Source organism: Dyadobacter sp., from assembly GCF_039919315.1.
Classification (GTDB): Bacteria; Bacteroidota; Bacteroidia; order Cytophagales; family Spirosomataceae; genus Dyadobacter.
Window position 1 is genome coordinate 28,872 of sequence record NZ_JBDSFX010000101.1, and the last position, 15,604, is coordinate 44,475.

Here is a 15,604-nt window from a genome sequence, read left to right on the forward strand (position 1 = left end):
TTTAATGCTGTTTTTATAATGAATTTGTTGACGATCAGTAATTTACTTTCAATGTGAACAGGTACGAACGCGTGCCTGGCGAATTGAAGTAGTCCATGTTGCGACCTGCTGGGCCGCCCGAAAGGTTGGTATCCGGATCGATACCCACTACTTTGGTCCAGACAATGAGGTTACGGCCCGTTACCGAGAATTCCACAGACTGAAGTTTGGTAGCCTTTCTGAATTTTTCAGTGTCCAAACGGTAAGCCAGTGAAAGCTGACGCAAACGCGTCCAGCTGCCGTCTTCCACAAATTGCTGTTTCAAGGAACCGAATCCGCTTCCCAATGTAGTATACCAGCTTTCGTCAAGCAAAACCGGCCCGGCGCCGAAGTCATTCAGATTTCCGCGAACGGTAGTTCCGGCGGCTATCGTTTTTCCTGCATAGTTCTTGGTGTCTGCTGCAAGTGTCACTTCATTTCCAGTGTCGGCGTGCGTCCCGAAGTTATACATAATACCTCTTGTTCCGCTAAAATAATCGCCTCCCTGTGAAGTTTCGAATAATGCGTCCAGGGAGAATTTTTTATAGGAAATAGTAGTTCCAAATCCGCCAATCCAGTCCGGATTAGGATCGCCTACAACACCCGTTACCGGATCCGCGATCGGAAAACCATTTGCATCCAGCTTTCTGGTCCCGTCGTCGTTCATTGCATATCGGCTGCTCCAGAATACGCCGGTCGGATATCCAACTACGGCTCTGGCATCCAGGAAGTTTTCAATGCCGCCCACCAGATACAATGATTGCGTTCCGGCGAGGTCAATTACTTTGCTGCGGTTACGTGTGAAATTCCCACGCAAAGCCCACAGGAAATCCCCTTTCTTGATCACATCAAAGCTCAGGTCCATTTCAAATCCTTTGTTCTGAAGGACAGCAGCATTGGTATACTTTGTAGCAAATCCGGTACTGGGGGCCAATGTAACCGGAACCAGCACATCTTTCACTTTATTGTTATAGTAAGTAAGCCCGAGTTTGAACCGGTTTTCAAACCAGCGCATGTCAATTCCGACTTCGTATTCGGTTTTGCGTTCCGGTTTTAGAAAGTCATCGCCCAACGAACTTCCCTGGCTGTAAGCACCGTTGCCAAACTGGGAACCAACGAGGTTATCACCCCAGGGATTGGCAGAAAAAGAAGTGGAAGAAAAAATCGTGTTCGAACGGTAGGGCAACGGCTGAACGCCCACAACGCCGTAAGAAGCCCTTAACTTACCAAAATTCAGGACTGGTATATTTTGCATAAAACCAAGTTTGGTAAAGTTCCAGGCAATGTCGGCAGAGGGGTAATAGAAGGTTTTCTCGGATAAAGCACCAAAAGAAGAAGCCGATTCTGCCGCCGCCGAGAGGTTCAAAAACAAGGCGTCGTAAGCAGCAAAACTGGCAGTAGCGTACGAACGGATGGTGCGGACCTCAGTTCGCCTGTTTATCGGTGTCCGATTCAGAGCGGTTGCATTGGCGAAATTGGCAGGTGCATCGGCAACCAGGAAGTTATTGATGGTTACCCCCATATTGTAATATTTCCTATTGTTCAGGTTCATGCCCAGAATGAAGGTGGATGTGAAATTGGGGCCGAAATCCTTGGTTGCTCTGGCTAGCAAATCCGCATTCACTTGCGTTTCTTTGGTGATCTGGTCCTGGTACTGGCCCGTTCCCGCACCGGTGATGTCATTAATTGGGAAGTAGTTGATCTGTTCGTCTGAATAAGTGTCAATTCCGGCCCTTGCAATGATGTCCAGCCAGGAAACCGGCTTGATGCCCAGCTCGGCACTGTTCATAAAGCGGTCTACATCAGTCGAATTCTGCTGTTCGTAGAGCGCCCAGAGTGCATTGTTATTGGCAGGGTTGATCACACTTCCCAGATAGCTGCGGTAGCCTCTTTGTCTGTTCAGGATCGGGGAAGCAGTAGGGCTTGTATAGTAGCTTCCCTTGTAATCGGAGATGTCAAAATCCGCCGGATTACGCAAAAGTCCTACCGTTGCACCGGCCAGGTTGTTACCACGCTGTATCCTGTCGGAGAAACTTTTGGTATAAGCAGAGCTTACAGACATGCGGACAACATCATTGAATTTTCTTTCCACATTCAGTCTCAAAGTGGTGCGGTTGTAGGTGCTGTTTCCTTTTTGAACTCCTTTCTGACGAATGTCGCCAATGCTGAAAAAGTAGGTTGTCTTAGCGTCACCACCGCTCAGGCTCAGTGCGTTATCCGTAAAGCTTCCGTTTCTGAAAACATGGTCATAATTGGAGTCGTTGTAAGTTTCCTTGGAATTCTTTTTGATGATAGGGTAATATTTTGTTCCATCCAGCGCTTCGAAATAGGCTCCCGTGGTATTCACTTCGTCGGGACCACCAGATCTTGCGTCAATTTTGTCGCCCCAGGCATTGGCACCATTTGGATTATAAAGTCCGGCAGAACCCTGGCCGAACTTGGACTGGAATGGGTGAAAGCTGTTCACCTTATCCACTGAATAAGTTGAGCTGAACGAAATGTTCATTTTGTTACTGTCGGCCCCTCTTTTGGTTGTGATCAAAATTACGCCGTTTGCAGCCCGTGAGCCCCATAATGCGGCTGCCGAGGCACCTTTTAATATCTGCATCGATGCAATGTCGTTCGGGTTGATGTCATTCAGACGGGATTGTGGTACCACGCCGCCGGAACTTCCCCCTTCGGTCGTATTACTGATTGGAATTCCATCCACAACAATTAATGGCTGGGTATTTCCCGTCAATGTGTTCTGTCCGCGGATCTGAATAAATGCAGCTGCCCCAGGGTCGGCCGCTGCGCGTGATATCTGGACCCCGGCGGCTTTACCGGCCAAAGCATTGATCACACTCGTTTCTCCTGACCTGGAAATGGCTTCTCCGGTCACCTTACTGCTGGTAGAACCCAGCCGGTCGGCTGCTTCTTTGAAACCAAGCGCGGTAACGACCACCTCGGATAATGCCTGTACATCTTCTCCCAGCACCACATTGATCACCGACTGGTTAGCAATGGGAACTTCCTGAGTCACATAACCAATATAGGAAAATACCAGCGTGCCCTCCGTGGAAGGAACATCGATTTTGAAGCTTCCATCCGTATCCGTTGTCGTTCCGATGTTTGCGCCTTTCAATAGCACATTTACGCCGGGAACCCCATTCCCATTTGCTTTGTCGGTAACTTTTCCGGAAATCCCAAAAGCCTTGTTGGCATATCCGGATTCCAAATCAGCTCTGAGCATGCTGGCTGACGAGTCATTTTTTGTTTTGCTTTGCTGCTTTGGGGCCTGGCTCTCTTCTTTGTATAAAATGTAAAAACCTTCCCGGTGCTTACGATATTGTAGCTTGGCATCTTTCAAAATCACATCCAGGCTTCCTTCCAGTGATGGGTTTTTGCCAAGCGAATTGATCAGGCGTGTATTTACCTGTACGTTTTCCAGTAATTCCGTTTCGTAGGCAATGGACACATTGTATTTGCCTTCCAGCTTCGATAGACAATCCTTTAATGCGATAAACTGTGGCTGACCATCCGGCTTATCCTTACTGATCTGCTTGCTTTTGGTGACGGACGCAACCATTTGCGCTTGCACTCCGACCTGGCAAAGTACAACCCATGCAAACGGATAAAGAAAAATCTTAAAAGTCGTCTTCATAATGAATAATTGGAGTGAAAGTTTGTAACGGAATAGTGTATACGAAATGCGTTTGCGAGGCACTTGTAAAAGCGCTGCACTTACTGCATCAGAAACCTTGCGGCTGTTTCTGATCATAAAATATATTGAATGCTTTTTAAGGAGATTTGCTCAAAGACCTTCCCTGGTGCGGCTTGGGATGAGGTCTTTCCTCCGGGAATATGGCTTAATTAGCCAGAATAATTTTATTGTCTTTTCTTACTACTTGTAACTGAAATAAATGCGCAATGTCCTCCACCAGCGCACCGGCGTTATTTTGACTTAGCGGGAGTGATCCGGAAACACGTTTTTCCAGTAATGCTTCACTCTCCACTGTGGCTTCAATCCCGTATTTTTCCTCTAATTCTAGCAATATTTCTTTGAGTGAAGTCCCATCCAGCTTCCATCGCCCGTGTGTCCAGGCAGAATAGGTTTCGGGGTCCACAACGGTTTTGTGAACAGAAGTGGATTTCGCGTTTTTTGCTTTCATTTCAACCAGATCGCCCGGCTTTAAATAAATGTCATCGGCTTCTCGTGATAAGCTCAGTTTTATGCTGCCCGATTTTAGCACGACACAACTTCTTTTTTCCCTGTCGATTACATTGAACTCAGTTCCTAACACCTCAATTGTTTTTCCTTCTGACAAATGGACTTTGAAATCAGCATGGTTTTTAAGGTGTTTGACACTAAAAAATGCCTCTCCTTGCAGCCATATTTCGCGCGGCTTGCCTTCCCATGAACAGCGATATGATATCTTACTATTTCCGTTCAAAGTCACTTTGGAACTATCAGGCAAAATCACATTTTGGATCTGCCCATAAGTGGTTGACAGCTGAATCATTCGGATATTATGATACCAATAAAAGGCAAACATTACAAGTCCGCTCACCGTTGCTGCCACGTAGAGCCATTGCGCATTGTATATTTTTGGTGATCTTACAAATGCGTTCTTTTGGTTTTCTTGGCTGCTGGCATTTCCGAAATTTTTCACTGTGTGGTCCCAAATTTCACTTTTGGTCAACAGCATTTCTAAAAATAGATTTTCATTTTTTTCTTCACCTTCCAACTCATTCATCCATTGCATCGCAATATTTGAATTATCCGGATCAGCGGCCAGCCATTTTTCTACCAAGCTGTCTTCTGCAAGCGTGCTTTTGCCTTTGAAATACAGAATGACCAGCTTTTTAGAGACTTCCATAACATCATTTTATGGTAATAGGCTGCCAGATAGAACAGTTTGGCACGTCTAAATGTATAGAGTCAAATATGGGGATGACACCCTATCGTCGGGGGAGAAAAAAAGATAAACATTTGATCCGGGCGTTTTTTAGCGTTTATGCCCCCAATTGTTTTAAGTGATAGTCGATGTATATCGTGAGTAGTCTTAACAGATTTACGAGTTAACAAACCTCATCCGGCAAAAACGTATTTGTGACGGATGGCGCAAGCATGAGCTCTTCGGCCTGCCAGAACCCATCGCTTACTAATATAGCCATTTGTTTAAAGAGATCTGCCAGTAAGCTGCTCCGCAACCGTTTTTAGATCTTCTTTACTGGCGATGGTTTTGTTTTCATGGTGTACCTGATGGAAGTTTTCCAATTTCTGAAGCAGGTATTGAAGCGTCAACTTTTCGGAAAGGGTCAGTTCGCCCGTTATCATTTTGCCAACATGGTTCATATCCCCGAATATCTGGTATATTAAATTTTTTCCCGCGTCGGTAATGGCAATTTGCTTGCTTCTTTTATCCTTGAGGTCATCCCACTGCCTTACTAATCCGGCGGTAATTAATCTTCTGATCACCTCGGTGCCAGACGTTTTCTCTTGTAAATTATGGCTGATCAATTCACTTTTGGACAACTGATCGTGGGTAAGCAGAATTGCAAGGCATGTAAAATCCTCGGCTGCCAATAATGGCGTGCCTTCAAGTGCTTTCTTGATGTAGGACTTCGCGTACCGGCTCATGTACACAAACAGCCTGCCAATGTTGTTGTCAAGCTGGTAGGCGATTTGATGTGCGGGGCCTTCATTTTCCCCAAATCTTATATCTGCATTGACTGAATTATTTGCTTGAGTACCGACCTCACTGATCAGGAATCCGGCAAATTCATGCAATGTTACCTCGCGACCCGGGTTTTGTTGCTCAAGTTTTTCTACGAGTGCGATCAGTTCATGGATAAGCTGGTATGATTTCATTGTAGGTCAAATTGGCGCGTATTTGTTATTACATTCAATTTCTGCTGATCAGTTTGCTAATATAGCCTCTGCGGCCCTTCTTCCACTTTTCATTGCCGCGTTGATCGATCCATTCATCAAATGGTCCCCGCAAATAAAGCAATGCGAACCTAATTTCGTCAGTGTAAGATCGACCTCATTGGTAACCTCGTCATCATTTGGCAGCGCATATAAGATATGATACGTTTTCAGATGTGTCCATTGGATGGCATCCGGGAACCAGTTTTGCATTTCGAGCAAAGCCTCAGCCTGAAGCTGTTCGCTGTCTAAGCCGGAGTGGTCCCCGATCAGCGATAGTGAAATTAAAGACTGGCCATTTTTGGCATAACCGGGCGAAATCCGGTCCAGCACCGCAATGTTATTGACCAGCTTTTGTGGTAATGCATTCAAAGCAATCAGCGGCGCGATAAAAGGTGGACTGGGAGCGGTAAAATACATATTGGTAACCGAGTGGCAGGATGCCGCCGGGCGCCGAAAGGGAGCGGGCACTTCAAATTCTCCGGTGGCGATCAGAATGCTATCGGCGTGGTAGTGTGACCCGGCAGCAGTTATTACTTTGTTTGCCTCTACGACAACCACTTTTTCATTAAAAACGATTTCGTCGGCAGAAAGGCCCCTGGCTAGTTGCAAAGGGATCATTCCCATTCCTTTTGCAGGAATAGCCGCATCGCCCTGGCTAAACATTTTGAATACAAACTCAAACATCCTGCTGGAAGTGCTGAGTTTATCTTCCAGAAAAATGCCTGTCATGAAAGGTTTGAAAAACTGGCTGATGATGCGCTGGCTAAACCCAGATTGTTCCAGGTATGCAAGGGTGGTCGCCTGGCTACCGGAGAAAATATCGTCGATGCTTTTATTGGTCAGCTCTAATTTTAAAGCCAGCATCCGGAATTTGTCCGCGAATGTCGCTGCCGGCGAGCGTAATGTGCTGATCAGGGAACTGGGTTGCCTGATGGGGTCGCCAATTTTAGTAATACCGTCCTGGTTTAAAATCAATGCGCCCGGGTCAAATTTGCACAGGTCGAGGGCATCATAGTCCAGAAACTTTTGGGTTTCGGGATAAGCAGTCAGTAAAACCTGGAATCCTCTGTCCAGCAGGAAGCCATCTACCTCCTCCGTTCTCACTCTGCCTCCTATCTGGTCAGAAGCTTCCAGTATCTTAATGGATTTGCCTGCTGTTTTTAAAACCCTGGCAGCTGTCAAACCCGCTAATCCTGAACCTATAATGATTACATCCGTGTGTTGCTCCAAGGTAAATTCAGTTTGGCAGGGTTACTTCCTTTGGCTCCGTTCCTGGTTTGGCATAAGCAAGCCTGCCCACCAGATGGGGGACAAAATAGGTGTCCAGCCCCGCCACGGTCATCGTTTCGGCCTTTACGTGATCAATGGTGCCGTCCTTGCCGATAACCGAATCGTCAGCGAGTATTTCCACTATTTCTCCAATCACAATCGTAGTGCCGTTCAATTCCACCGGGACCATCTCACGCAGCTTTAATCCGATCCTGACCGTAGATTGCTCCACGAAAGGCGCCAGGAAACCGGGTACGTATTGCTCAGTAAATCCACAGCAATCAAACTCGGATACGCCGGAAGGGTAGCTGGCGCTGGTTTGATGGGCTTGTTTATACCAATCCGGCAATACGTTGTTCAGGGTGTATTGCCCGGTTGTTCTGATGTTCCGAAGCGTGTCGTTATGTTCGCGCTCAGGCCGCATCACCATTCCCACAAGCGGTGGGTTTGCCCCCAGGTGAAATGCCGAACTTACAATACACAGGTTCGTCGCACCCCCCTCACTGACCGTACCCAACAGATTTAAGGATTTGTAGCCTACCAAGCTGTTGATCAGGCCGATCCGGTACTGTTTTTCCAATGCGGCGATCTGGCCACTTTTAATATTTGCCATCTTAAACGGTTTTTAGTTTACCCAATCCCCCATCAATGCCGATGACCTGTCCGGTGATCCAGCTGCTGTGGTCCGAAAGCAGAAATGCAATGGCCTGGCTGATATCTTCTGGTTGCCCAATTCTGGCAAGAGGATGTCTTTTTGCGGATGCCTCCCGTTTTTCGGGCGAGCTAAGCAGGTTGCGCGCCATCGGGGTGTCCGTCAGTGACGGGGATACCACGTTCACCCGTATCTGTTGGCCTGCCAATTCGGAGGCAAGCGAAATAGCCAATCCCTCAATAGCACCTTTTGCTGCGGAAATACTGGCGTGGTATGGCAGTCCGGTTTGGGCGGCTACTGAACTGATCAGGATCACGGATGACCCGGCCGAATTTTTTAAAGATTTCAGCGCATGCTGGATAATCAGGGCCGCACCCAGCACATTGAGCCGGTAATCCTGTAAAAAGTCATCTGCTGTGAGCCGGTTAAATGGTTTAAGGTTAATGCTGCCAACAGAATAAACCAGACCATGCAATTGTTCGGGCAGAAATCCGGCGACCGACTCCAATCCGCCCGTAACGTCCGTTTGCAGATGTTTAACGCCTTCCGGAAGGTCAGCAGATTTGGTACGCGAAATCACGTATACCGACGCATTGGCTTCTTGTAACAATTTGACCAGAGCTAAGCCAATTCCGGAACTTCCGCCCACTACGAGGATATTTTTTCCACTGAAATTCATCAACTTATGTATTTTAGAAATTCATTTTTGGTTTCGGTATTCAAAAATTTCCCGGAATACTGAGCAGTTAACGTACTACTGCCAGCATCCCTGATGCCGCGGCTGGAAACACAATGGTGGTGCGCGTCGACGATTACTGCCACGTCCTGGGTTCCTATCGCTTCCTTGATCAGATCTGCAATCTGGACAGTCAGCCTTTCCTGTACCTGGGGCCGTTGCGAACAATACTGTACCATGCGGTTTAGTTTGGACAAGCCTATCACCTTCCCGCTGCTGATGTAGGCCACATGTGCCTTTCCTACAATGGGAAGGAAATGGTGCTCACAATGGCTGAAAACAGCGATATTTCGCTCGATGAGCATCTGGTTATATTGATAGGAGTTATTAAAAAGGGTGGGTTTGGGTTTATTGACAGGGTTTAGCCCGCTAAAAATTTCTTTGACATACATTTTGGCCACGCGTTTAGGAGTATCTCTGAGGCTGTCGTCTTCCAGGTCCAGGCCCAGTACCTGCATGATGCTGGCAAAATGACCGGCGATCAGTTCCATCTTCATAGCCTCGTCAAGCTTGGGTGCATCCTCGATAACAGATGTGGTGGTTGAATAATTTTGTTGTTCCTCAATGCGGATTGTATTGTCCTCTTCTTGATGAAGCACTGGGTCGATTCTTAACATTGTTCTTAGTTTGGGTTGATAAAATAGATATTTTTTGGATTGGCATTTATGTTCGGTGTATCATCACTTTAAGTCCAAGCATCATCTCTGATCGGCCTTGCTGATTGACAACATTTTTTCAACCATTACTTTCAGCTCGGGGTCTTTGATCTGAGGTAAACTTGCCGTTAGAAATAGTTTATCCGCTTCAAGTTCAGCATTGTATCCCAAAAAACGCGGCGTGTGGTATTGAATGGTAAAGCGTAAGAGACGGGCTTCGATATTGAGGGTATCCCTGCTCACAGAGCGGGTAATCATCGCTTTTCCATCGAGGAACTTTTTGTATTTTTTTACGGGATTGCTACTGTATTTTGCTATCAACATGTGAGCTACCCCCTTGTAGCAGACAATGGTTGCCGGTGCATCGGACCCTGCTCCGGCCAGCTGGTGTACTAAATTTTCTGCGGCTTGTTTTTGGGTTGAAGCTTTTTGATAAAGCGAGCGCAGCTGTTTTAAAGAGGGGAGTGGACCCTGAAAATAACTTGTTGTGACGATCAGACCGGTCAAAAAAAGCATCATCATGTGTTCAGGTTATAGCTTCACGATAATCTGGCGTGGTTCGTAAATGTAATACGAAACAATACTAAATGGCAAATTATTAGAACAAAATTGTACTAATATTTAAATAGAGAAGATAACTTTCAGTTCGTCGGGAAAGGTAAATTATGCCTGTTAGTAATTGAGAAGAGTGAGTCTGGGCGGCAATGATGCAACGGCGCCAGCTTGCACGAGATAAGGGCTGAAGAATTTTGTAGCGTCTAAATATTGTCAGCTGTTAATTGGGCGATCTGCTCATTAAAAGTTAACGGCCATAGTCGCAATTGCCTGGTACAGACTACCAATGCTTTTTCATCGACAAGGAACTTCGGATGATGGTTTGGGGCAGCGTTGGCAGGATCCTCACCATCGGGCGTTACACATAGAAAAATATACAGACCCGGGACTTCTTTGGCAAAGTAAGAAAAATCCTCCGAGGCGCCCTGCAACGATCCGGGTACCACGCCTGCTTCGGCAGGCTGGAAGAACATCACCGAACCCGCAACTCATCTTTCAGGCTCGCAAGCACATCGGCCGCGGCCATTAGCAGAGCAGTATGTGTGTCATTGCCCCATAGTTCTGTATGATCTGTCCAAGATGTTTATCCAGATTTACAAACAAATCGAGGAATTGATTAAAAATTTCCAATGTAATTATGTTTTGTTAAAAACTGAAAGCCAAAAAGCAAATAGATATATAAATGATCGTGATTGTAAAGGCGCACGCCATCACATAGCAAGTTTCAGCTACTGATCTAAACCCTTCATTTTTCATAATGATTTATGATTAAATTATTTAATTGAAAAAACAGAGCCAACAGGGCCCTGTCGCTGTTATTACATTTCAACAGGTACCTGTATTACATCTAACACTTTGAATTTCTTCATCCCTGCGGGCATTTTCCATTCCACGGTCTCACCTTTGCAGAGGCCTATCAAAGCAGCACCCATAGGTGTTAGAACAGATATTTTCCTTTGTTTAAAATCTGCAAAAGCAGGCATTACAATTGAGAACTCCATTTCTTTATTACTGGTCAATTCCCTTACTTTTACATGAGAGTTTAAGCGAATACTGTCGGTAGGTAGTTCACCGTTTTCAACGATGATCGCCCGGTTTAATTCGTAAGAAAGAGACATCTCATTTGCGCTGGCGCTGCGTGGAAAATTTTCGGCAAACTGTTTTAACATGCGAAAATCGTCCTGGCTAAGTATGACGTGGTTTTTTTGATTATTCATTTTCATTTTCAGTTAAGTTGTACGATAAATGCCTGCCCGATTCGTTCAGGCAGACAATGCAATGCTTTTGAACCTGAAAATCCGGTTCAGTATATGATAGGTCGAAGAAATAAGTTTTTATTGTCACTATGATGCACTAGGGCCTGGTGTTTAGGCCAGCCCTGAGTCCAGTGTTTTTAATGCGAGATTAGGGTAGAGAAATTAAAGTCTTCAAAATTGCAACAGAACAGAACCCGGGAACTCATTTTATAGGCATCTGTGCCATATATCGTTTTAGGATACGGAAATCGCATTTTCTAGTATGACGGGAGTGGTGCCGTACATATCTGTTTTAATATAGTAATAGCTTGTTGACAGCTCACGCCCTGCGTTGCCAGGTTTGGTGAATTTCCTGGATTTTTGGCCAGTGTTTACTCCTGGAAATCAAGTATTATGACCGAAATTGAGATTTTTCTGTAACGCTGACCAGAACCTGTGCACAAAAACCCGCTCCTGGCGTGATATTCCTTCGTGTGCCTTTATCACACGGCTTAGAATAGACAAAAATCTTTTTTTTGCCGTCTCGTTGATTATGATATTGGCAGATGGCTGAATATCACTCCCAGAATTTGCATGCCCCAGAATAGTTGTATTTTCCTGGATAAAATTGGCATATACTACAAAATCGGAATGCGGTCTGACTGGGAACATCCTTTGTTTATCTGAGCCCGCTTTTAATTTGAAAATATCTTCCATTTCTCCCAACACCATCGCTACCGAAGCAGCGCCCAGTTGTAAATAACGTGAATGCATATACATCAATTAATTGGAACCAAGTTTCGCCTGTATTTTCTGCGAGTTTTGCATTTATAATACTAGGCAAAAGAGCTCGCTGCAAGTTGATGAAAGACTTTTTCATCAAGCTTAAAGCGGTCATTTAATGTAAGACTGCTGCGGGCATTAAAAAGTGCATAGTTAACAGCATTATACATCAGCCAATATGAGGAGTCCGTCGCTAAAAGACGTTTTTCAAATCTGAGCCTTTCATGGGCCTGTTTTGCGAGTTGGACTGGGATAGGCAACGTTTTAAGCATGGTCTCATCTGCCCTGTTTACGAAACCTCCTTGAAAATGTTCATAGATTGTAGCCGTTAATGTTGCATTTTGTTGACTTTGCCCAACCAGCAGCTCATATAATTGTTGCTGAAAAAGTTCTGGGTTCAGTCGGCTGTGATGGACTTTTTTTATGCCCGGGTCTTTTCTGGATGAATTTTTCATAACAGGGGCGCGCTGCAGTGGTTTGGTCTTTTCTTTCGAACTCCCTTTTAGCCATTTCTTATAATTGGGTAATTCAATAAACGAGTCAGCCCATCCCATCAGTCCGTTCTCGCATATTGCTCTGTACATGCTGCTGCCTGGCAAGCTATTGTTGTCCAACATAGTAGTCATCGTTTGCCCCTGTATACTGAAAGGTGTCTTTCCGTTATAACTATTGGTCAATATCATACTGCGCTGTAATTGTTCCCCTCCAATAGACGTTTGATGGGGAAGAATGATGTTGATACTAAATTCACCCGTGATTGTGTATTTGATCTGTAAAGTGTAGTTATCAAACAATTTGTCTACCACTTCCCTGATCAAAACATTCGGTATAATCGCATAATCCGCACTCTGTATGCCGAAAATTGTCTTCTTGCCTCCTGGCGCCTGCCCAACGATGAGTTGCTGCCTGTCGGTAGCCATAATTTCATAATCCGGCAAGATATCTGCCAGCCATACCGGATTTACAGGATAGCATATGTCATCCCATGAATTGGTCAGGTAAGGTTGTGCGCTGATATAGGTCATAATTTGCTTTTGTATTTTTACAGTTGTAAATTTACAACCATAATTTAAATAAACAAAATATTAGACGAAATGACTGAAACTATTTTAGTTCCCCCAAAATTAGGACCGTGGTTTTATTTAAAGGTTTTGACTGGTTTGACGATTGTATACGCCTGTTTTCTTAGCAGCAGCAATCGTGGAACAAGCAAAGTCCCATTTAATGAAGATAGGTGGTTAGGTGTTTAACCCTGCCAGCGTGATGCAATAAATCAAATCGGCATCCTACAAATCCACCCAGATTTCCAGCTGCCCCCGCGGTACCTTCTTAGATATACCCGGATTACTCACAATTAAATTTTGCTTTTCCAGCGGCACGTTGCTTTGTTTCATAATTTCCAGCAGCGTGGCCTGGATCGTAATCGCGATTTTTTTGTCGTCGGGATGGAAGTATCGGATTGAATTTTGGAAATGGAGTGAAGAACCAATGTGCTCGATTCTTGGCACTGTAAAGCCTTGTTTTTCAAGTGCTTTCTTAAAAATAGATGACAGCTTACTTGTTTTCCTGTCCTGGATATAGATGATATAACCGGAAAAATTATTGTAATCGTTTTCAGCCGAATACGATTCGGGCAAGGCCGATTGGTTATTTTGATAGCTGTCGTCCCTTCGCAACGATTTTACATTCTCAAGATTTATTAATGAGCCACTGAGCGAAATATTTTTATCATTTGAATTGATAAGGGAGCTCCTCCATTTTTCTGAATAAAATGCCAGACTATCTTTGGCTCTTTTGAGCGCACGCGTACTATCTTCGAGATCCAACTTGACTTTTTCCAGCGATCTATTGCTTTTTTTTAGCTGAATGTTCAGAAATACGGCCGCGATGATTAAGACGAGAACAATCAAAAGTGACCAAATGGTCTGCTTTTTGAGACTTGTTATCTTCTCCTCTAATTGCTCCCTGATATCTGGGTAGTCTGTTGAATTACTCATTAGCTACGAATGATTATTTAGTCATAAAACTCAGCTTACTTATTAAATTGCCATCCACCACATCGGAATTCACCTGCAATGTCTTGTAACGTTGCAGATTTTTGAATCCAAAAAATGAACATAACGCGGGTGCCAGACCGAACAAAGCGAAAAGCAGATCCTTTTCTATGAATGTGTAATACGTGATGATCGCGAGGCCTAAAACCAGAAACAGTATGACAATCCAGCGGACCAAACTATCCTGAATTGAATTGCCCGATAGGATTTCCTTTGACGTGGGCTTAATTAACCCTATTCGCCACCAGTTGAGATTGTTGATTTCATCTAAGTAACTTTCCTTCACGTAAAGCTCCCAACGGTCCAGATCGTCTTCGGCGCCCGTGCTTATCCCGCGCCAGATAATAGGCTCCGTAGAGGTGTTTTCCAGATCTAAGTACCGGGTTTTTAGTTTGTTTAAGGAATGCTCGAATGCTTGTTTGATCGTGTATTGAGTTGTGGACAGCGCCTGATAGAATGTGGAAGAAAATTCTTTTGCGACGCCGTCCTTAATTTTTCCTTTTGTAGCGATAACGATCTTAATGTTCTTAGCAAACAGCAAGTTAACCTGATCATGCGTAGCGCAACCATTCAAAAACACCAATTTTAGGTTTTGTGCTTCACCCAAAAGACCGGCCAGGCCGTTAGCATTGGCAGAGCCATCTTTAAAGAATATTTGCTTGCATCCGGCATGTCCGCTAAAATGGAATACTACTATTCGATTTTTATAGTTTCTGATATCTTCCGCCACTTTTTCGCCATCAGCATTTCCCCGCGCAGGAAATTCTACTTCGAAATACCTGTTGGACTCTGTTTGGATCTGGTGTTGCTCCCAAGCCTCGGCAATAGAATCGTACTCCTTTTGAAGAAAGTCGAGGTATTCGTTTTCCTGATCACTGTTTTGCGAAAAATAGGATAATACTACCGGTGTATTCATGCCGCTTTCGGTAATTTAAAAATTCTTCAGATCTCCACTTCTGCAATAAATTCCGTCACCTTGCCACCCAGCTTTTGCACCACCGAGTCCCGTATTTTTTCATAAATACCTTCGTTCAAAGTCCCTGTTCTTGAACAGTAATCCAGACTCGTTTTATCTTTGGTAGATTTGAAGAACAAGATTCGCTTGATCTCGTTGGTTGAGGTAATGAGAAACGTCCCGATTTGTAATGAAACAACATCATTTTCCTCTTTCGCCAGCCCGATCTGGAAGGCGCCTTTTGAAAGTGAATGTGTATTTTTTTCGAAAACAGTTATTTTTCCGTTGGTGTCGGCAAGACCTTTGATGGCGGTCAGAGTTTTGGTAATGATTTCCACGAAAGTACCTCCGAACGCTGTCATCAGGATGTCAATTATGACGCTTTCTACTTCGAACAGATTATCTTTAGATTCAAAATGAGTGAATTCGGCTCCCTGAATATCCCAGCCAATGTTGTTCAACACTTTCACGAATTCCTTGTACCATTCCAGACTTTGGTCGTCACCTGGAAACAGTTTGTTTGCCGCCAGCTGAGCAAGTAACACCGAATTGAGTACGTCATCGCGTCTTTGTCCATTGATTTCAGAAACAAATGACACGATACTCTTGGCATTCATGAAGGATTGCTCTACTCCCTCGGCTGTCGGCAGGTCTTTTGCTTCAAGGTCTTTCGATGCTGGAAAAGCGTCTTCCAAACCTTCAATTTCGAGTTCTCTAAGGTACTTTAAGTGATCGATGGACATATTGCTATATTGGTTTGATTGAATACACGCTCTT

General features: G+C 44.7%; 15 protein-coding genes. All 15 read right to left on the minus strand.

The annotated features are described in order from the left end of the window. Positions 1 to 34: 34 nt before the first annotated feature. On the minus strand, positions 35 to 3,778 hold the full coding sequence (locus tag ABIO93_RS29160) for a SusC/RagA family TonB-linked outer membrane protein (RefSeq protein ID WP_348073550.1): 3,744 nt from the start codon (positions 3,776 to 3,778) through the stop codon (positions 35 to 37). A gap of 88 nt (positions 3,779 to 3,866) precedes the next feature. Continuing rightward, on the minus strand, positions 3,867 to 4,877 hold the full coding sequence (locus ABIO93_RS29165; protein WP_348073551.1) for a FecR family protein: 1,011 nt from the start codon (positions 4,875 to 4,877) through the stop codon (positions 3,867 to 3,869). 302 nt (positions 4,878 to 5,179) lie between these two features. Further along, a complete protein-coding gene (locus tag ABIO93_RS29170; protein ID WP_348073553.1) occupies positions 5,180 to 5,872 on the minus strand; it encodes a MarR family winged helix-turn-helix transcriptional regulator in 693 nt (230 codons plus the stop codon). A 48-nt stretch (positions 5,873 to 5,920) separates the two neighbouring features. Continuing rightward, the gene (locus tag ABIO93_RS29175; protein WP_348073554.1) at positions 5,921 to 7,162 is read right to left on the minus strand and encodes an FAD-dependent oxidoreductase; all 1,242 of its coding nucleotides are present in this window, start codon (positions 7,160 to 7,162) and stop codon (positions 5,921 to 5,923) included. Between the two features lie 7 nt (positions 7,163 to 7,169). Then, on the minus strand, positions 7,170 to 7,814 hold the full coding sequence (locus tag ABIO93_RS29180; RefSeq protein ID WP_348073555.1) for a flavin reductase: 645 nt from the start codon (positions 7,812 to 7,814) through the stop codon (positions 7,170 to 7,172). Between the two features lies 1 nt (position 7,815). Beyond that, entirely contained in the window at positions 7,816 to 8,532 is a 717-nt protein-coding gene (locus ABIO93_RS29185) for an SDR family oxidoreductase (protein WP_348073556.1), read from the minus strand. After that, the gene (gene folE, locus ABIO93_RS29190) at positions 8,532 to 9,206 is read right to left on the minus strand and encodes a GTP cyclohydrolase I FolE (RefSeq protein ID WP_348073557.1); all 675 of its coding nucleotides are present in this window, start codon (positions 9,204 to 9,206) and stop codon (positions 8,532 to 8,534) included. The genes ABIO93_RS29185 and folE overlap by 1 nt, the downstream gene beginning before the upstream one ends. Before the next feature lie 81 nt (positions 9,207 to 9,287). Continuing rightward, the gene (locus tag ABIO93_RS29195) at positions 9,288 to 9,752 is read right to left on the minus strand and encodes a hypothetical protein (protein WP_348073558.1); all 465 of its coding nucleotides are present in this window, start codon (positions 9,750 to 9,752) and stop codon (positions 9,288 to 9,290) included. Between the two features lie 251 nt (positions 9,753 to 10,003). Continuing rightward, the gene (locus tag ABIO93_RS29200) at positions 10,004 to 10,276 is read right to left on the minus strand and encodes a hypothetical protein (protein WP_348073559.1); all 273 of its coding nucleotides are present in this window, start codon (positions 10,274 to 10,276) and stop codon (positions 10,004 to 10,006) included. A 342-nt stretch (positions 10,277 to 10,618) separates the two neighbouring features. Beyond that, positions 10,619 to 11,023 carry a GreA/GreB family elongation factor gene (locus ABIO93_RS29205; protein WP_348073560.1) on the minus strand — a complete coding sequence of 135 codons (405 nt, stop codon included), beginning with the start codon at positions 11,021 to 11,023 and terminating at the stop codon, positions 10,619 to 10,621. A gap of 417 nt (positions 11,024 to 11,440) precedes the next feature. Further along, positions 11,441 to 11,809 carry a hypothetical protein gene (locus ABIO93_RS29210; RefSeq protein ID WP_348073561.1) on the minus strand — a complete coding sequence of 123 codons (369 nt, stop codon included), beginning with the start codon at positions 11,807 to 11,809 and terminating at the stop codon, positions 11,441 to 11,443. A 62-nt stretch (positions 11,810 to 11,871) separates the two neighbouring features. Then, positions 11,872 to 12,843 carry a hypothetical protein gene (locus ABIO93_RS29215; protein ID WP_348073562.1) on the minus strand — a complete coding sequence of 324 codons (972 nt, stop codon included), beginning with the start codon at positions 12,841 to 12,843 and terminating at the stop codon, positions 11,872 to 11,874. A 261-nt stretch (positions 12,844 to 13,104) separates the two neighbouring features. Continuing rightward, the gene (locus ABIO93_RS29220) at positions 13,105 to 13,815 is read right to left on the minus strand and encodes a type II toxin-antitoxin system HicA family toxin (protein WP_348073563.1); all 711 of its coding nucleotides are present in this window, start codon (positions 13,813 to 13,815) and stop codon (positions 13,105 to 13,107) included. 13 nt (positions 13,816 to 13,828) lie between these two features. After that, a complete protein-coding gene (locus ABIO93_RS29225) occupies positions 13,829 to 14,788 on the minus strand; it encodes a CHAT domain-containing protein (protein WP_348073564.1) in 960 nt (319 codons plus the stop codon). A 26-nt stretch (positions 14,789 to 14,814) separates the two neighbouring features. Then, positions 14,815 to 15,570, minus strand: a complete 756-nt coding sequence (locus ABIO93_RS29230; protein WP_348073565.1) for a hypothetical protein — start codon at positions 15,568 to 15,570, stop codon at positions 14,815 to 14,817. Positions 15,571 to 15,604 lie beyond the last annotated feature (34 nt).